The organism is Curtobacterium sp. Csp2 (assembly GCF_013347165.1).
This window is the reverse complement of sequence record NZ_CP054593.1, coordinates 900,017-914,083: the sequence shown is the minus strand read 5'-3', so window position 1 is coordinate 914,083 and position 14,067 is coordinate 900,017. Positions and strand designations below refer to the sequence as shown.

Annotated in this window: 16 protein-coding genes; 11 read left to right on the top strand and 5 right to left on the bottom strand. The window is 74.0% G+C overall.

The genetic code is table 11. From position 1 onward, the window contains the following. Positions 1 to 19 precede the first annotated feature (19 nt). Positions 20 to 691 carry a DUF2461 domain-containing protein gene (locus HUN59_RS04540; RefSeq protein ID WP_174777628.1) on the bottom strand — a complete coding sequence of 224 codons (672 nt, stop codon included), beginning with the start codon at positions 689 to 691 and terminating at the stop codon, positions 20 to 22. Between the two features lie 62 nt (positions 692 to 753). Here HUN59_RS04540 and HUN59_RS04535 point away from each other — a divergent pair, with 62 nt between their 5' ends. The 3 genes from HUN59_RS04535 to HUN59_RS04525 all read left to right on the top strand — a co-directional run bounded on the left by HUN59_RS04535 (position 754) and on the right by HUN59_RS04525 (position 2,797). Next, complete coding sequence (locus HUN59_RS04535; RefSeq protein WP_174777627.1) at positions 754 to 1,404, top strand: CatA-like O-acetyltransferase; 651 nt, start codon at positions 754 to 756, stop codon at positions 1,402 to 1,404. Positions 1,405 to 1,451: 47 nt separating this feature from the next. Further along, positions 1,452 to 1,925 carry a nucleoside deaminase gene (locus HUN59_RS04530; RefSeq protein WP_174777626.1) on the top strand — a complete coding sequence of 158 codons (474 nt, stop codon included), beginning with the start codon at positions 1,452 to 1,454 and terminating at the stop codon, positions 1,923 to 1,925. 140 nt (positions 1,926 to 2,065) lie between these two features. Continuing rightward, positions 2,066 to 2,797 (top strand): class I SAM-dependent methyltransferase, encoded by a 732-nt coding sequence (locus HUN59_RS04525; RefSeq protein ID WP_174777625.1) that lies wholly within the window; start codon positions 2,066 to 2,068, stop codon positions 2,795 to 2,797. A 22-nt stretch (positions 2,798 to 2,819) separates the two neighbouring features. On the opposite strand, the gene HUN59_RS04520 is transcribed toward HUN59_RS04525, so the two are convergent. Further along, positions 2,820 to 3,557 carry a response regulator gene (locus tag HUN59_RS04520; protein WP_174777624.1) on the bottom strand — a complete coding sequence of 246 codons (738 nt, stop codon included), beginning with the start codon at positions 3,555 to 3,557 and terminating at the stop codon, positions 2,820 to 2,822. After that, positions 3,554 to 4,858, bottom strand: coding sequence for a sensor histidine kinase (locus tag HUN59_RS04515; protein WP_254629992.1), 1,305 nt, complete (start codon positions 4,856 to 4,858; stop codon positions 3,554 to 3,556). Before HUN59_RS04515 ends, HUN59_RS04520 begins: the two co-directional genes overlap by 4 nt. A gap of 135 nt (positions 4,859 to 4,993) precedes the next feature. Here HUN59_RS04515 and HUN59_RS04510 point away from each other — a divergent pair, with 135 nt between their 5' ends. From HUN59_RS04510 to HUN59_RS04490, 5 genes are all read left to right on the top strand, one after another. Next, positions 4,994 to 6,043, top strand: coding sequence for a tripartite tricarboxylate transporter substrate binding protein (locus HUN59_RS04510; RefSeq protein ID WP_174777623.1), 1,050 nt, complete (start codon positions 4,994 to 4,996; stop codon positions 6,041 to 6,043). Continuing rightward, positions 6,040 to 6,639: a tripartite tricarboxylate transporter TctB family protein gene (locus tag HUN59_RS04505; protein ID WP_174777622.1), complete on the top strand. Its 600-nt coding sequence runs from the start codon at positions 6,040 to 6,042 to the stop codon at positions 6,637 to 6,639. The genes HUN59_RS04510 and HUN59_RS04505 overlap by 4 nt, the downstream gene beginning before the upstream one ends. Position 6,640: 1 nt before the next feature. After that, a complete protein-coding gene (locus tag HUN59_RS04500) occupies positions 6,641 to 8,161 on the top strand; it encodes a tripartite tricarboxylate transporter permease (protein WP_174777621.1) in 1,521 nt (506 codons plus the stop codon). Positions 8,162 to 8,251: 90 nt separating this feature from the next. Next, positions 8,252 to 9,259 carry a LacI family DNA-binding transcriptional regulator gene (locus HUN59_RS04495; RefSeq protein WP_174777619.1) on the top strand — a complete coding sequence of 336 codons (1,008 nt, stop codon included), beginning with the start codon at positions 8,252 to 8,254 and terminating at the stop codon, positions 9,257 to 9,259. Positions 9,260 to 9,321: 62 nt separating this feature from the next. Further along, complete coding sequence (locus tag HUN59_RS04490) at positions 9,322 to 9,711, top strand: VOC family protein (RefSeq protein WP_167510131.1); 390 nt, start codon at positions 9,322 to 9,324, stop codon at positions 9,709 to 9,711. 145 nt (positions 9,712 to 9,856) lie between these two features. Here the strand turns inward: HUN59_RS04490 and HUN59_RS04485 are convergent, their stop codons facing one another. Continuing rightward, the gene (locus HUN59_RS04485; RefSeq protein ID WP_254629991.1) at positions 9,857 to 10,624 is read right to left on the bottom strand and encodes an esterase/lipase family protein; all 768 of its coding nucleotides are present in this window, start codon (positions 10,622 to 10,624) and stop codon (positions 9,857 to 9,859) included. Further along, the gene (locus HUN59_RS04480; RefSeq protein ID WP_174777618.1) at positions 10,621 to 11,394 is read right to left on the bottom strand and encodes an alpha/beta fold hydrolase; all 774 of its coding nucleotides are present in this window, start codon (positions 11,392 to 11,394) and stop codon (positions 10,621 to 10,623) included. Before HUN59_RS04480 ends, HUN59_RS04485 begins: the two co-directional genes overlap by 4 nt. An 83-nt stretch (positions 11,395 to 11,477) precedes the next feature. Here HUN59_RS04480 and HUN59_RS04475 point away from each other — a divergent pair, with 83 nt between their 5' ends. From HUN59_RS04475 to HUN59_RS04465, 3 genes are all read left to right on the top strand, one after another. Beyond that, a complete protein-coding gene (locus HUN59_RS04475; protein WP_174777617.1) occupies positions 11,478 to 11,927 on the top strand; it encodes a hypothetical protein in 450 nt (149 codons plus the stop codon). 39 nt (positions 11,928 to 11,966) lie between these two features. After that, entirely contained in the window at positions 11,967 to 12,515 is a 549-nt protein-coding gene (locus tag HUN59_RS04470) for a dihydrofolate reductase family protein (RefSeq protein WP_141862643.1), read from the top strand. A gap of 112 nt (positions 12,516 to 12,627) precedes the next feature. Next, entirely contained in the window at positions 12,628 to 13,959 is a 1,332-nt protein-coding gene (locus tag HUN59_RS04465) for an NAD(P)/FAD-dependent oxidoreductase (RefSeq protein ID WP_229666944.1), read from the top strand. Positions 13,960 to 14,067 lie beyond the last annotated feature (108 nt).

Below are 14,067 nucleotides of genomic sequence, written 5' to 3'. Positions count from 1 at the left end.
TCGCCGCACCGCGGAGCGCTCAGGCGCGCTCGTGGATCGACCGCGCCCCCGGCACGGGCGGCGCCGGGTCGTCCGCCGCCTCGGGGTCGTCGGCCCGCGCCCACTTCACCGTCCACCGTACGAGCGGCTGCACCCGGTCCCACGCGGCGACGATCGCGTCGAGCGAGCTGTCGAGCGGCAGGTGCACGAGCGCGGCGTAGTGCTGCATCCGGAGCAGGTCGATCCGCGGGTGGTCGGCGTCGAACCCGCGCGGGGCGGTCTTCAGCGGCGGCCCGGCGAGCTCGTACCCGGCGTCGGTCAGGTCGTCGAGCTCCCGCTGCAGGGCGGCGGCGGCCTGCGGGTGCTCGTCGATGGTCGTCCGCGCAGCGTGCAGCTGCGCCCGCGACGGCTCGTAGAGGCCGCCGCCGACCTGGAGCCCGTCGGCTCCGGCGCTGAGGTACATCCCGCCCGCGGTCAGGCCGGTGTCCTCGCGGTACGGCCGTTTGTCCGGCGTGAAGCGCAGGTCGCGGTGCTGGCGGAGCACCCGGCCGGGCCCGTACCGCCGTTCGGCCTCGTGCAGCAGCGCGTCCATCGGGTCGCGGACGTGCCGCTCCCAGTCGTCGCGGTGGTCCTCGAACCAGGACTTCTCGTTGTGTGCGGCGAGCCCGCGGAAGAAGGTCGCCAGCGCGGGCGAGAACGGCGTCTCGGTCACCCTCGCAGTGAACCGCGGCCGGGTGCACGCTCGTCGGCAGCCCGGGGTACGAGACTGACCGGATGAGCGAACTCCGACCGATCGACCTCGAGACGTGGCCCCGTCGGGAGCACTTCGCGCACTACCGGCGGGAGCCCTGCGCGTGGGAGATGATCGTCGACCTCGACGTCACGGCCTTCGTCGAGGCCGCCCGGACGGCGGGGGCGAAGACGTACCCGTCCCAGATCTGGGTGCTCGCGACGGTCGTGAACCGCCACGAGGAGTTCCGGATGCAGCTCACCGAGGACGGCCAGCCCGCGGTGTGGGACGTGGTGCATCCGACCTTCACGGTGTTCCACCCCGACACCGAGACCTTCTCGGTGCTCGTGGTCGAGTACGACCCGGACCCCCGGACGTTCCACGACGCCGTGGTCGCGACGACGGAGCGGTACCGCGACGACCACCGGATGTTCCCGCAGGGCTCGGAGCGCACGGACACCTTCGACGTCTCGACGCTCCCCCGGACGTCCTTCACCGGGTTCGCACTGCACCTCACCGGCGCCGAGGACCACCTGGCTCCCGTGATCACGCTCGGGCGGTACCGGCAGGCGGACGGGCGGACGGTCATGCCCCTGGCGCTCCGGATCAACCATTCGGCGGTGGACGGCTTCCACGCCTCACGCTTCGTCACCGAGGTCGAGGAGCTCTTCGCCGACCCATCCTGGCTCGCCTGACCGGCCCGTCCCCCGGTCGCACACCCGTCGGGAGCACCGTGGTGGGCATGAACGACGACGACCTCACCGCCCTGGCGGTCTCCCGTGCCCTCGACAACGTCCGGGACGGCGGCAAGCCGTTCGCCTGCCTGATCGTCCGGGACGGCGAGGTCGTCGTCGAGGCGGTGAACCACGTCGCGCAGACCTGCGACCCCACGGCGCACGCCGAGATCCGCGCGATCCGGGCGGCAGCGGAGCAGGGGATCACCGACCTGACCGGGTACGAGGTCTTCGTCACGGCGTCCCCGTGCCCGATGTGCCTCGGCGCGCTCTACTACGCGCAGCCGGACCGCGTCGTCTTCGCCGCGACCCGTGAGCAGGAGGGCGAGCACTACGAGGACGGCAACCGCCTGATGACGCTCGCCACGTTCTACGACGAGTACGCGAAGCCCGTGGAGGACCGCACCCTGCGGATGGAGCAGGGACGGGTCGACGACCCGACGGCCCCGTTCCGCGAGTGGACCGCCCGCCACCCGGCCTGAGCCCGGCGCACCCACCACCGGCCGGGAGGATCGTGGCGGGCCCCGCCACGATCCTCCCGTCCGTCGCCACGCACCCACGTGAGCCGGTCCTGTGGCGTCTCGCATCGACGGCGGCGGCCCGCACGGACCAGGCTGGGTCCGTGACCGACGACCGCTTCGCCCGCTCCTTCGGATCCGCCGTCGACGCCTACGAGCGCGGCCGCCCGGGGTACCCGGACGCCGTCGCGGCGGCGCTGGTGCCGGACGGGACGGCGCTCGTGGTCGACGTCGGCGCGGGGACCGGCAAGTTCACGCGGTCCCTGCTCGGCCGCGCGGCCGAGGTCGTGGCCGTCGAACCGGACCCGGCCATGCGCGCCCGGCTGGCCGACCTGCTGCCGACCGTCCGCGCGCTCGACGGTACCGGCGAGGCGGTCCCGCTGCCGGACGGCGCCGCGGACGTCGTGACGGTCGCGCAGTCCTGGCACTGGGTCGACCGAGCGGCGGGCGCTGCCGAGGCCTGGCGGGTGCTGCGACCGGGCGGGACGCTCGGGCTCGTCTGGAACGTGCGCGACGAGACGCGTCCGTGGGCCGCCCGTGTCGGCGCGATCGTCGCGCAGCCGGAGGCGCGCACGGGGCAGCAGGTGCAGCCGCTCGTCGGGCCGCCCTTCGACGCGGGCGTGCACGAGACGGTGCGGTGGACGCACGAGCAGGACCGCGGGGCGTTCCTCGACGCGATCGCCTCACGGAGCTACGTCATCGTCCTGCCGGAGGACGAGCGGCGGGCGGTGCTCGACGCCGTCCGCCGGGTGGTCGACGAGGACCCGGAGACGGCGGGGCGTCCGACGATCCCCGTCGACTACGTCGCGCACGTGCACCGGTACGTCCGGTCCTGAGGACCCTGCGCGGGCGGTCGTCTCAGGGCGCCGGGGTCAGGCGGTAGAGCACCTGGGGGCGACCGCGACGGCCGTACCGGTGCGCGAGGTCGATCGCGCCCGTCGCGACGAGGTGGTCGAGGTAGCGCCGAGCGGTGGCGCGCGACGTCCCCGTCGTCGCCGCGACCTCGTCCGCCGAGCGGCCCACCACCGGGTCGAGTGCCGCGACGATCCGTTCGAGCGTGGTGGCGCTGACGCCCTTCGGCAAACCGTCCTGCGCGGCGTGCGTCGCGCCGTGGGCCGGCCCGACCACGCGGACCGAACCGGTCGTGAGCAGCCGGTCGACGTCGCCCTGCCCCATCGGCACGTCGCGCTGCGCGGTGTCGCGCGACCGACGCTCCGCGGCGTACGCGTGCAGTCGGTCCTGCAGCGCCTGGCGGTCGAACGGCTTGAGCAGGTAGCCGACGGGGTGCGCCGCGAGTGCCTGCCGGACGGTGACCTGGTCGCGGGACGAGCTGACGACGAGCACGTCCGTCCGGTCGACGCCGGCGACGTGCATGCGGTGCAGCACCTCGATCCCGCTGATGTCGGGCAGCCGCATGTCCAGGAGCACGAGGTCGACCCCGCGGTCCACGGAGGCCAGGGCGGCACCGCCGGAGGCGACCGCGCCGACGACCGTGAAGCCCTCGGTCGCGGCGACCCACCGGGTGTGCAGCGCGCGGGCACCGGCGTCGTCGTCGACCACGAGCACGCGCAGCGGCGGGGCTCCGGACGCGGTCACGACCCCGCCGCCATCTCGACGTCGAGACGGGCCCCTCCGAGCGCCGCCGAACGGCCGACGACCACCGACCCGTCCCGGTCGGTGGCCGTGCGTCGGACGACCGCCAGCCCGATGCCGCGGCCGAGGCCGGTCTCGTCGGACTTCGACGACCACCCGCGGGACAGCACACGGTGGGCGTCGGCCGGGTCGATGCCCGGTCCGTCGTCCTCGACCGTGACCGTGACGCGGCCGTCCCGTGCGCCGACGGTGGCGACGACCGTGCCCGCACCGGCCTCGGCGGCGTTCCGGCAGAGGTTGGTCAGGACGAGCAGCACGGCGTCGTCGAGCACGACGTCCTCGGCGACCCGCAGGTCGAGGGTGGCGCCGGCCACGGCGAGCTCGGAGCGCACCGCGGCGACGGAGGCCGTCGCGACGGCACCGCGGCGCGGCGAACCGGCGCCGCCGCCGCTCGTCAGCCCGGGTGCCACGGCGTCGATGTAGGCCATCGCGTCCTCGTCGTCCCCCTGCTCGACGAGCCCGCGGACCACGTGCAGTCGTGTGCCGAACTCGTGGGCCTGTTCGCGCAGCGCCTCGGTCGTCCACCGCACCTGCCGGCTCTCCGCGTCGACCGCGTCCGCTCGGCGCAGCCGACGGGCGATGACGAGCGACAGCAGCACGCTCGCCAGGGTCGCCGCGACCAGGGCGCCGGTGCTCCACGGCAGCAGGGTGCCGAGGGCGCGTTCCCGGTCGGCCGCGATGGTCGACTCGAGCACGCCGACCGCCACGGCGCCGACGACCTCGCCGTCCGCGGCGACGACCGGTACCTTCGCGCGCAGGGTCTCGCCGGACGGGCCGGTCTCGGTGCCGACGAACTCTGCACCCTGGAGCACGGGCGCGATCGTCGTCTCGACCGGCTGGCCACGTTCTGCGGGGTCCGGGTGGGTGATGCGCACGCCCTCGTCGTCGGTGACCACGACGTACGAGACGCCGGACGCGCCCTCGACGAGCGTCGCGATCGGCTGGAGCGCCGCGGTCGCCGGGGCGAGGTCCTCGGCGTCGGCGAGCGCGCCGGGAGTGCCCCGATCGGCGACCGCCGTCACCGCGTCCCGCATCTCGGGCAGGTCGGCCAGGCTCGCGGCGACGCCCGAGACCTGCTCGACGACGGACGTGCGGATGCTGCGCTCCTGCACCACGGCGGCGACCCCGGTCGTGACGCCCGTCGCCGCGAGCACGATCACGCTCGGCAGCGCGAGCACCGCGGTGCGCCGCAGGCGCCCGGACCGAGCGGCGCGCCGCAGCCGCCCGGAACGTGCCCTGGTCACCGTGGCGTCCCCCTTCGGCCGCGACGCCGTGAGCGTCAATGAGCACAACTCCGCCGCCGGATGCTCATCCGGTCGGCGGCTGCCATCGTACTTCTCGACCTGCGGCACGACGACGTGCGCAGGAGGGAGCCATCCATGACAGAGCAGTCAGTGTCCAGGGAGTCGGGGCCCGGGCAGTCGGTGCCGTCGACGCCGGCCGGGCCTCGTGCACCTCGTCCCGTCGCCCGTGTGGTCGGGGCCGCCGTCGCGGCGGTGTCCATCGCGGTCGCCGCGTTCGGGTCGGTGACGTCGGCGGCGGCCGGCGGCGACCCCACCCGGTCCGTCACGCTCGTCGCGCCCGCGGCGGCCGGCGGCGGCTGGGACGGCGTCGCACGATCCATGCAGCAGGCGCAGCGCGCGAACGGCATCGTGAACTCGGTCCAGGTCGTGAACATGCCGGGTGCCGGTGGCACCATCGCGCTCGGCAACGTGGCGCGGATGTCGGGGCAGACGGACACGCTGCTCATCGGCGGCACCGGACTGCTCGCCGCCGAGATCCAGTTCGGCTCCGCGGTCACCCACGAAGACGTCACGCCGCTCGCGGTCACCGTCGAGGAGTACGACGTCATCGTCGTCCCCGCCGACTCGCCGTACGAGACGCTCGACGACCTCGTCGCCGCGTGGCGCGAGCGGCCCGGTTCGGTGCCGTGGACGGGCGGCGGCTCGTTCGACCAGCTGGTCGTCACCGACCTCGCCGTGTCGGCCGGGATCGACCCGAAGCAGACGAACTACATCCCGTCGGACGGCGGCGGCGAGGCCATCCAGGCGCTGCTGAACGGCACGGCCGCCGCGGCCTCCGGAGGCTACCCGGACAACATCGACCAGATCGAGTCCGGCCGCCTGCGGGCACTCGCGCTCGTCGCCGCGGAACCGGTCGACGGCATCGACATCCCCACGGCCGTCGAGCAGGGACACGACGTGACGCTGACGAACTGGCGCGAGGTCGCGGCACCCGGCGGGCTCGACGACGAGCAACGGGCGCAGCTCACCGACATCGTGCTGGACACGCTCGACACCCCCGAGTGGGCCGATGCCGTCGAGCGCTACCACTGGACCGAGCGGATCATCACCGGCGACGAGCTCGACGCGTTCATCGACGCCGAACGCGAGCGCATCACCGCACTGTACGAGGAGCTGGGCCGATGACCCGTCCGAGCAACCCCACGTCGTCCTCCGCGGTCGTCGGGCAGCGGCTCACGCTGCGGGCCGACCCCGGCCGCGTCGCCGCGGTCGCCAAGGAGCTGACCACCCCGGCGCTCTTCACCGCCTTCGCGGTCTACCTCGTCGTCGGCATCGTCACGATGGAGGTCCCCGCGGGCACCGCGTTCCCTGGGCCGGCGGTCTTCCCCGGGCTCGTCGCCGCCGCACTCCTGCTGCTCGCCGCCCTGCTCGTCGTCCGGTCCGTCCGGACCGCGCGCGGGCGACGGATCGGAGCGGAGCCGATCGTCGCCACCGATGCCGACACGGCGAGTCCCGCCGTCGAGGTGCGCTCGGTCCGCGTCGACTGGCGCTCCCTGGCCTGGGTCGTGCTGTCCTTCGCCGGGTTCGCACTGCTGCTCGGCGTGCTCGGCTGGATCGTCGGCGCCGGGCTGCTGTTCCTCGGTGTCGCGAAGGGGCTCGGCGCCCCCGGGTGGCTGCGGCCGCTCGTCGTCGGACTGACGGTGAGCGCGATCAGCTACATCGCCTTCGACATGCTGCTCGACCTGTCGCTGCCCTCGGGCATCGTCGGATGGGAGTTCTGACGTGGACGTGCTCGGTCTGCTCGGGGACGGCTTCGCCGGTGCCCTGACCCCCGCCAACCTGCTCTGGGTCGTCGTCGGGTGCCTGCTCGGCACCGCCGTCGGCGTGCTCCCCGGCCTCGGTTCCTCGATGGCGGTCGCGCTGCTGCTGCCGGTGACGTTCTCCCTCGACCCGACGGCGGCGTTCATCATGTTCGCCGGCGTCTACTTCGGCGGCCTGTTCGGCGACTCCACCATGGGCATCCTGATGAACACGCCGGGCCAGGCCTCGGCGATCGCGTCGACGTTCGAGGGCCACAAGATGGCGCTCAACGGACGCGCTGCCCAGGCGCTGGCGACGGCGGCGATCGGCGCGTTCGTCGGCGGGATGATCGCGTCCGTGCTGGTGGTCTTCCTCGCACCGGCGCTGGCGTCCTTCTCGTCGAGCTTCGGACCCGCCGAGTTCTTCGCCCTCGCGCTGTTCGCGTTCGTCACGACGTCGTCGGTCGTCACCGACGACGCGCTGAAGGGCCTCGGGTCGCTGTGCCTCGGCCTCGGCATCGCCGTGATCGGCGTCGACGGCATCTCTGGCGCACCGCGCTTCACGATGGGCGTCCCGGAGCTGTTCGACGGCATCTCGCTCGTCACGGTGACGGTCGCGGTGCTCGCACTCGGCGAGGTCATCTACGTCGCGTGCCTCGCCCGGCACCTGAAGGACGGTCGGATGGTGCAGGCCACCGGGCGTCCGTGGCTGTCGAAGCGGGAGCTGCGCGAGGCGGCACCCGCCTGGCTCCGCGGCACCGCGATCGGGTTGCCCTTCGGCGTCGTGCCCGCGGGTGGGTCCGAGATCCCGACCTTCCTGGCGTTCGGGCTCGAGAAGCGACTCGACGCCCGCCGGAAGGACCCGCAGTTCGGCCGCGGGGCGATCCGCGGTCTGGCCGCGCCGGAGGCAGCGGGCAACTCGACGACCGGCATGGCGATGGGCGCGCTGCTGTCGCTCGGCCTGCCGGTGTCGGCCACGGCGGCGATCATGCTCGCCGCCTTCCGCCAGTACGGCCTGCAGCCGGGACCGCTGCTGTTCGACCGCTCCCCCGACCTGGTCTGGGCGCTGCTCGCGTCGTTCTTCATCGCGATGGTGGTGCTGCTCGTCATCAACCTGCCGTTCGCGATGCTGTGGGCGAAGCTGCTGCGCATCCCGCGGGCGTACCTGTACGCGGGCATCGCGGTCTTCTGCGGGCTCGGCATCTACGCGACGAGCGGTTCGGTGTTCGACCTGCTCATGCTGCTCGGCATCGGGCTCGTCGGCTTCCTGATGCGGGCGCTCGACATCCCCCTCGCACCGCTCATCATCGGCATGGTGCTCGGCCCGCTCGCCGAGACGAGCCTGCGGGACGCGGCGCTGAGCGCGGACGGGGACTTCTCGGTGCTGGTGGCCGGGCCGATCCCGATCGTGCTGTACGCCGTGCTGGCGGTCGTGGTCGCGGCCACCGTGACCAGCCGCATCCGGGCGCGACGCGCTGCGCGGCGCGAGCTGGTCGACGCGTAGTCAGGTCGTCGGTCGTCCGGTCCGGGACCCGTCCCCGCGACCGGACCTCCGGGCCACCAGACGTCCGGAGGTCCGCGCTACGCTCGTCGGATGCGCGCGACCGTGCGGGACGTGGCGGCCATGGCCGGGGTGTCGCCGAAGACCGTCTCCAACGTCATCAACGGCGGCGTCGCGGTGCGCCCGGCGACCCGGGAGCGCGTCGAGCGAGCCCTCGCCGAGCTCGACTACGTCCCGAACCTGTCCGCCCGCGGGCTGCGCAACGGACGGTCCGGGGCGATCGCGCTGACGCTGCCCGAGCTCGGGAACGCCTACTCCGCAGAGCTGGCGCAGTGGTTCGTCGAGCTGGCGCGCGAGCGCGGCTGGACGGTGCAGCTCGACCAGACCGGCAACGACCCGGACCGCGAGCGCGAACTGGTCTCGCGGGCCCGCGCGCACCTGGTGGACGGGCTCGTGCTCAACCCGGTGTCCCTCAGCGCGAGCGTGCTCGCCGAGACCGAGGGGCTGCCGCCGACCGTGGTGATCGGCGAGGTCGAGCCGGAGCACGTCGACCAGGTGCACGTCGACAGCCGGCTCGCCGCACGCGAGGTCACGACCCACCTGCTCGACCGCGGGCACCGGCGGATCGCCGTCGTCGGGGCAGCGCGCCCGACGGACGCCACCGCCACGAGCGAGCTCCGTGACCAGGGCCACGCGGACGCGTTGGGGACGTCCGGCCTCGTGGTCGACCCCGCGCTGCGCGTGCCGCTGCCGGCGTGGACGACGAGTGCGGCGGCGACGGCGTTCGCCGCGTGGCTGGACACGAACCCGCTGCCGGACGCGGTGTTCGCCTACACGGACTCCATCGCCTTCGGCGTGCTGCACGTGCTCGCGGCGCGGGGCGTCCGGGTCCCGGAGCAGGTGAGCGTCGTCGGGTTCGACGACGTCGACGCAGCGGCCTACGCGATCCCCGCGCTGACCACCGTGTCGTTCGACCGTCGGGCCTTCGCGACCGCTGCGCTCGATCTCCTCACCCGGCGGATCGCGGACCCTTCGGCAGCACCGGAGACGGTCGTGGTGCCGCACCGGATCGTCGAGCGCGCGAGCGTCCGGGAACGCTGACCGGACGCACCGCCCGGGCGCGCTGGACGAGTGGTGCGACGGCCGGGGGTACCGTCCGCGCCATGAGCGCCGACGACCCCGCGATGCCCGTCCTGACCGCGACCGTGCTGCAGTCCCCGGAGCCGGTCGCCCTCGCCCGCTTCTACGGCGCGCTGACCGGGTGGACCGTGCACGAGGACGGACCGACGTGGCTCCGGGTCCGCCCGGCCGACGGCGGTCCCGGTCTGTCGGTGCAGTACGACGACGCCTACGTCCCGCCGGTGTGGCCGCCCGAGTCCGGACGCCAGGGCATGCAGCTGCACCTCGACTTCCAGGTGGAGGACCTGCCCGCGGCGACCGCCCGCGCCCTCGAGCTCGGGGCGACCGAGCACGCGTTCCAGCCCCAGGACGACGTCCGGGTGCTCCTCGACCCGGACGGCCACCCGTTCTGCCTGTTCCTGCCGGGCGCCTGACCCGGCGACCAGGGCAGCACGCCCGACCGGGCCGACGCGCCGGGCGCACCACGTGCCTCCAGGCCGGATCGCGCCGCGACGGCGGACCGCAGCGAGTCTCGGCTCCGCGGACGAGACTCGGGCCGCCGAGGCACAGATCTGTCCGTCAGGCCGAGTCTCGGGCCTGCCCCGGCCCCGCGGCGGCGGCCAGCACCGCCTCACGCGTCTGCCGCGCGGCCAGGATCCGGAAGTGCCCGCCCACCGGGACGCTTACGTTCGTCGCACCCGCGAGCTCGCTCCCGGCCGGGATGAGCGTGTCGAAGACCCCCCAGACCGACGTGATCCGCGCGTTCACCGCGAGGTCCCGCCCGAGCGCCGCGAGCACCGGGTCCGCGGCACGGAACACCCGCAGGTGCCGCACCGGCGCGAGCCGCGCGTAGGCCGACCCGGCGAACGGCGTCGACACGGCGACCATCCGGTCGATGCGGTCCCCCTCGGGCAGGGTCATCGCGTACTTCCCGATCAGCCCGCCCTTGCTGTGCGCCACGACGAGGACGTCGCGCAGGCCCTCCGCCTCGAGGTACGCGAGCACCTCGCGCGCGGACTCCGGCACCGGCCGGATGTTGTGCCGCAGCACGGGCAGCACGTGGACGGGGTGCCCGGCGTCGTGCAGCGCGTCCATCAGGGGACGCATGAAGTGCCAGGTCTCGTAGACGCCCGGCACGACGACGACCGGCTGGCCCTCGCCGGTCCGGTAGTCCTCGGCGGTCGTCGGGCCGGCACTCCGCAGCTGCCACCGCGCCGCGTACCACCAGTCGAGGACGGCCCACCACGCGCGCCGCAGCACCGGCACGCGGTCCACCGGCAGACGGCCTGGAGGCACGGCTCGCGTCGGTCCCGCCGCCGCGGCCGAGCGGGCGGTCGGGTCGGTCACCGTGCGTCCTCCAGGGTCTGCACGCGCCGGAACTCCTCGACGAGTCGTCCGAACGCTTCCGGGTGCCGCTCCTGCACGTGGTGCCCGCCGGGCAGCTCGACGAGCGCCCCGCGCGGGGCCGCCTGCGCGAGGGACTCCGACCACTCCCGCCGCGCGATCGGGTCGCGGTCGCCGCGCACGACGAGCACGGGTTGGGTGAGCCGGGGCAGCACGTCCTCGAGCCGGTGCCGGAGCATCGGGCCGAGTTCGCGGACGTACTGCCGGATGCTCCGCAGGTAGTCGGTCGTGACGACGGCGTTCATGCGTGGGGTCTCGACGGCGGTGTCCCGCGTCAGGTCGAGCGCCTGCCGGAGCAGGGTGCGCCGGGACCGGTCGCACACGGGGCCGACCAGGACGACGGCCCGGACGACGTCGGGGTGGCGGAGCGCGGCCTCCGCGACGACCTGCGTCCCCATCGACTGCCCGATCGCGACGACGGTCTCCGCGCCGCCGTCCCGGACAGCCGCGACCACGAGGTCCGCGAGCTCCTCGACCTGCAGCCGGCGTCCGGCCGGCGGGAGGCCGCCGAACCCCGGCAGGTCGACGGCGACCGTGCGGTGGGTCCGAGCGAGGACCCGCTGCGTGCGGGCGAAGGACCGGTGCGACATCCCGATGCCGTGGACCAGGACGACGGTCGGGGCCAGGGAGTCGTGCAGACGGCCGGCCGGCGCCAGGGTCCGGAGGCGCACGCGGAGGTCCCCGACCTGGAACGACCCGACCCGTGCGCGCACGACCCGAACCTACCCGCGGGTTCGCAGCGCCGGGTCAGGGTCGTCATCGGTTCCTCTTGGCCGAGCAGAGTGCACTGGCGCGCATGAGCGACCACTCCCCGAACACCGCACCGAGCCACGCGCCCGTCCCGCCGCACGGCTGGGGCGCGGCGCCCGCCGCCGGTCCGACCACCACGCTCGACGGGCCGCCCGCCGCAACCGGCCAGCCCTCATGGGCCGCGGCCCCGATCGGTCCCGCTGCCTGGACCGGACAGCCGTCGGGGACCGCGGGGCGCACGCGTCCGAAGCCGCCGTGGTTCTGGCCCGTGGTGGCCGTGGCGGTCGGGCTCGGAGCCCTGCTCGCGGGCGGTGGCGTCGGGTACGCCGTCGGCCATGCCATCGGCGCGTCGCACTCGAGCTCCGTGACCGTCCCGGGTGGCGGGCGCGACGGGTTCCCCGGGCAGGACGGGCAGAGCGGGCAGGACGGGCAGAGCGGTCAGGGCGGACAGCTGCCCGGTGGCGTGCAGGGCGGCGGGAGCGGCACGGGGAGTTGACCCTCGACGCAGGACGCCCCGGCCCCTAGGCTCCGGGGCATGCGCAAGGTGACCTCGGGGCTCTTCACGTCGGTCGACGGTGTCGTGCAGGACCCGTACACGTTCCAGTACGACTCCTTCGACGCGGAGCTCGGCACGGCGATGACGGCGTGGATGGACCGCACCGACACGGTCCTGCTCGGCAAGCAGAGCTACCTCGAGTGGTCCGAGTGGTGGCCGTCGCACGCCGACGACCCGTTCGGCCGCTGGATCAACCCGATCGAGAAGCACGTCGCCTCGACCACGCTCGACCCGGACCTGACGTGGGAGAACGCGCACCTGATCCAGGGTGACGTCGACGCGTTCGTGCGCGAGCTCAAGGCCGGCGACGGCGGCGACGTCGCGGTGACGGGGAGCGTCACGCTCGTGCGGCACCTGCTGTTCGCGGGGCTGCTCGACGAACTGCAGCTCATGACGCACCCGGCGATCGCGGGCGCCGGCCGGAAGCTGTTCGAGCCGACCGATCCGCCCACGCGGCTGCGCCTGGTGCAGAGCGTCGTGACGAGCAAGGGCAACGTGCTGAGCACGTACGCGCCGTTCGAGGCCTGACGCAGGCCGCGCCTGACGCAGGCCGCAGGGCCGCAGGGCCGGCGGGACCGCTCCATCGGCACGGTGACGGGCGGGTGGACGGACACGGCTCCCGATCGGCGTACCCTTCTGGGTGGCCGTCGACCGCACCACCCTGGAGATCAGCATGTCCGAGGACACCCGCCCGCACGTCGTCATCGTCGGCGGAGGCTTCGCCGGCATCGCGGCGATGCGTGAACTCGCGGACGCACCGGTCCGGGTGACCCTGGTCGACCGCCACGTCTACAACATGTTCCAGCCGCTCATGTACCAGGTGGCGACGGGCGGCCTCAACGCCGGCGACGTGACGTACTTCCTGCGGAGCCTGCGCGCGAAGCAGTCGAACGCCGACTTCCGCCACGGGCTGCTCACCGGCATCGACGCCGAGCACCGCGTCGCCGAGATGTCCGACGGCGAGCACCTGCACTACGACTGGCTCATCCTGGCGAACGGCGTCAACACGAGCTACTTCGGCACCCCCGGCGCGTACGAGTACGCGTACTCGATGTACTCCCGCTCGCAGGCGCTGCGGATCCGCGACGAGCTGTTCACCCGGCTCGAGGAGGCCGCGGCGAACCAGGGCCCCGACGAGATCCGCGTGGTCATCGTCGGCGGCGGTGCGACGGGCGTCGAGATGGCCGGTGCCCTCGCGGAGCTCCGCGACCAGGCCCTCGAGGGCGCGTACCCCGAGCTCGACGAGGGCGCGATCACGATCACGCTCGTGCACCGCAGCGGCGAACTCCTCAAGCCGTTCGCCCCGCGCCTGCGCCGGTACGCGGCCAAGGTCCTGCGGAAGCGCGGCGTCGTGCTGCGGCTGAACACCGGGGTCGCCGAGGTCAAGCCCGACGGCGTCGTCACGGCCGACGGCGAGTTCATCCCCGCGTCCCAGGTGATCTGGGCGACCGGGGTCGCGGCCCACAAGGAGGTATCGGGCTGGGGTCTGCCGCAGACCCACGGCGGGCGGATCCAGGTGAACGACGACCTCAGCGTGAAGGGCGTCGAGCGGATCTTCTCCGCCGGCGACATCGCCGCCCAGGACGACGCCCTCGCCCAGCTCGCCCAGCCGGCGCTGCAGGGTGGCCGGCACGTCGCCCGGCAGGTCGTCCGCCTGCTCGAGGGCAAGCAGACCGAGCACTTCAAGTACTTCGACAAGGGCACCATGGCGACGATCGGCACGAACGCCGCGGTCGCCCAGCTCCGCGGTGGCATCACGATGGTCGGCCCCGTCGCGTGGGCCGCCTGGGTGGCCGTGCACATCGCATCGCTGCTCGGCAACGGTAACCGGCTGTCGACCCTGTCGCACTTCTTCGTCCGCTACCTGTGGTTCATGCGGAAGCGGTCCATCCCGATCGTCGGCGACGTCCGTCCGGTGCGCCCGAACGGGGACCGCGAGCCCGAGCCCTGGCAGATGCAGAAGGCCGAGTAGCCTCCCCCAGCCAGGGCGCCGGGCCCGCGGTCCCCGTTCGGGCGCACCGGACGGACGTCGCCGACGATCGGGATGGACCGCTTCCGCATGAACCACAGGTAGCGGACG

Coding starts and splice junctions, on each gene's coding strand:
- HUN59_RS04535 (WP_174777627.1), top strand. CDS start 754: ATGAGCGAACTCCGACCGATCGACCTCGAGACGTGGCCCCGTCGGGAG.
- HUN59_RS04530 (WP_174777626.1), top strand. CDS start 1,452: ATGAACGACGACGACCTCACCGCCCTGGCGGTCTCCCGTGCCCTCGAC.
- HUN59_RS04510 (WP_174777623.1), top strand. CDS start 4,994: ATGACAGAGCAGTCAGTGTCCAGGGAGTCGGGGCCCGGGCAGTCGGTG.
- HUN59_RS04505 (WP_174777622.1), top strand. CDS start 6,040: ATGACCCGTCCGAGCAACCCCACGTCGTCCTCCGCGGTCGTCGGGCAG.
- HUN59_RS04495 (WP_174777619.1), top strand. CDS start 8,252: ATGCGCGCGACCGTGCGGGACGTGGCGGCCATGGCCGGGGTGTCGCCG.
- HUN59_RS04490 (WP_167510131.1), top strand. CDS start 9,322: ATGAGCGCCGACGACCCCGCGATGCCCGTCCTGACCGCGACCGTGCTG.
- HUN59_RS04475 (WP_174777617.1), top strand. CDS start 11,478: ATGAGCGACCACTCCCCGAACACCGCACCGAGCCACGCGCCCGTCCCG.
- HUN59_RS04470 (WP_141862643.1), top strand. CDS start 11,967: ATGCGCAAGGTGACCTCGGGGCTCTTCACGTCGGTCGACGGTGTCGTG.